The following is a 2,618-nucleotide window of genomic DNA, read 5'->3' as shown; positions in this document are numbered from 1 at the left end:
CGCTACAATGGGTGTGGGATATTTTGGATTTTCCGGATCTACAGGAGCTGCATCGGTAAGAAGTTCTATTAAAAATGTAAAAATCTACACCGATAAAGTCTCTATTCTACAAAATAGCATAACACAATCTTTCTGTCCTAATCCTACAACCGGAAACGGATCCGTAAATTTAACAAGTTTCAATCCTCAATTTGTAAGTACTCCGGCTAACTATACTTTTACATATTATGTTCTGGGCAGCTCAACGCCGATAGCCAACCCTGCCAGTTATCAGTTTAGTGCCAATACAACCATCTCGGTGGTCATTAAAGATAATGCAGGCGTTTTGTGTGACAACCCCGACGGAACGATACAACTGAATCTGGCACCATTCAATGCAACCGATGCCACTCTTCTGGAATGTAACAATAACAATACAAATTCAGCAGTTTACAACCTTACTACAGCGAATGTAACTTCTACTACTGGTGTTACGAAAAAGTATTACAAAACAATGAATGATCTTACAGCAGGAACCAATGAGATCACCAATCCATCCGCTTACCCTTCAGGAGCCGGTGTTGTATTTGTAAAAGTAACGACTACACAGGGCTGCACCGATACCGCACAGATTACATTAGGTTTCCTGCCTCAGGTTATATTAAATGATGCTACTATTGAATCCTGTTTTATTGAAAACAATACCACTTCAGCTGCATTTGATCTTACCTCAGCGAATGTAACAACACAAACCGGTATTACTAAGAAATTCTACACTTCATTAGCCAATGCCCTTAGTGGAACGAATGAAATTGCAAACCCGACAGCTTATGTTTCAACAAGCACAACTGTATATGTGAGGGTGACCAATACAACAGGTTGCTATACCATTGCCAAGATCAATCTTATTGTTTTACCGCCTGTACAATCTGCCGTCCTTAAAGATAAAGCAATCTGTATTGACGGAAGAACCGACTTAGATGCAGGTCCCGGTTTTGACGGATACTTATGGAGTACAGGAGCAACAACTCAGGCGATCCAGGGTGTTCCGGTCGGAATTTACTGGGTTCAGCTGAAAACAGGAAACTGTATCACCATTCAAACGGTAAGAGTAAATGCAGCGCCGCAGCCCGTTATTTCAACTATAGATATTACAAATAACACGATTACCGTAAATGTAAATGGCGGAACACCTCCATACCAATATTCATTAGATGGTGTCAGCTGGCAGGATTCAAATGTATTTACGGGACTTCCGAGAGGCGAAGTCAAAGTATTTGTAAAAGACCACTACAACTGCGAACCTATTCAACTACAGATTACTGTTCCTAATTTAATCAATGCCATCACTCCAAACGGGGATAATGTAAATGATTATATTGACTATTCCGCTTTGGCATATAAAAAGAACCTTGTGTTTGCGGTCTATGACAGGTACGGAAACAAATTATATGAAGCTGACAAAATCAGAAATTACAAATGGGATGGTACAGCAAGTGGCAAGAAAATTATCACCGGCACTTACTGGTACACCATTTCCTGGAATGAAAATGACAGAAACAATACTCAGACAAAATACAGCGGCTGGGTACTGGTAAAAAACAGAGAATAATTACAGTAAAGATCACTCCGAACCGGGTGATCTTTTTTTAATCTTCCATTTACTTTCAATACTATTTTAAAGCTTTTTTATTTCGGTAAAGCTTTCATTACATCATTGATAAAATCCATTACATATATTAATTCTAACAAACGACAGTTAACAAAAGATGAATATATTTGTAATATTAATAAAAAACTCAACCAAACTTGCTTCAAATGAAAAAAACTCTACTCACTTATCTTTTTATCATTTTACTAGGCTTGTCAGAAAACTTACATTCCCAAACCTATCAGCTTACAGGAAATCCCGTTAATACCACCGGATGGACTGTAGTTCCTTCTGCTACTGTAAGCGGAGATTTTATACGACTTACAGATGATGTAGGCAGTAGCTCCGGTGCAATAAAATTAAATGATCCGATTAATCTGAAATACTGTGACAAATGGAAAGTCGAATTTGATTTCAGAATTGACGGAAACGGAACTACCGGATTTAACCGTGGAGATGGTTTCGCATTCTGGTATCTTGCCAATCCGCCCATCACCAGCCAACAAGGATCCGGATTAGGAATCCCTCAGAATGCAATAGGCCTTATGGTAGGATTTGATATCTATAACAACACCACACAGGGACAGATGAGTAAAGTGCATCTTGCTTACGGTTTGGTTCCTAACACATCGGACACCAATAATATTGAATTTTACAACACGCCCGGAAGTTCATTTCACTCACCGGATTTGAACCCAACCCAACCTTTTGTCGGGGCAACTTACAAGCATGTAGAAGTAAACGGAGAGACAGATCTTACCAACCCTACCAACTGGATCATTAAAGTAAGAATTGACGGTATTCTGATTGTAGATCAATCATTTGCACCAGATGCCGCAGCTGTAGCCATGACGCAGGGATACTTCGGCTTTTCAGCATCTACCGGAGGAGCATCAGCAAGACACTCTATTAAAAATGCCAAAATTTTCATTGATAAAGTTCCTATTTTAACGAATACCGTAACTCCTTTTGTATGCGTAAATCCTGC

At 39.3% G+C, this 2,618-nt stretch carries 1 protein-coding gene and 1 pseudogene; both read left to right on the top strand.

Annotation, left to right across the window (positions count from 1 at the left end; genetic code table 11):
- On the top strand, positions 1 to 1,591 hold a 1,591-nt coding region (locus PMI13_RS19735; RefSeq protein ID WP_007847134.1), incomplete at its 5' end, for a T9SS type B sorting domain-containing protein.
- A 206-nt stretch (positions 1,592 to 1,797) separates the two neighbouring features.
- Positions 1,798 to 2,618: pseudogene (locus tag PMI13_RS19730) on the top strand (lectin-like domain-containing protein); the annotation flags it as partial.

The sequence above is a fragment of the Chryseobacterium populi genome (assembly GCF_000282115.1).
Classification (GTDB): domain Bacteria; phylum Bacteroidota; class Bacteroidia; order Flavobacteriales; family Weeksellaceae; genus Chryseobacterium; species Chryseobacterium populi.
This window is presented reverse-complemented; position numbering and strand designations above follow the sequence as displayed.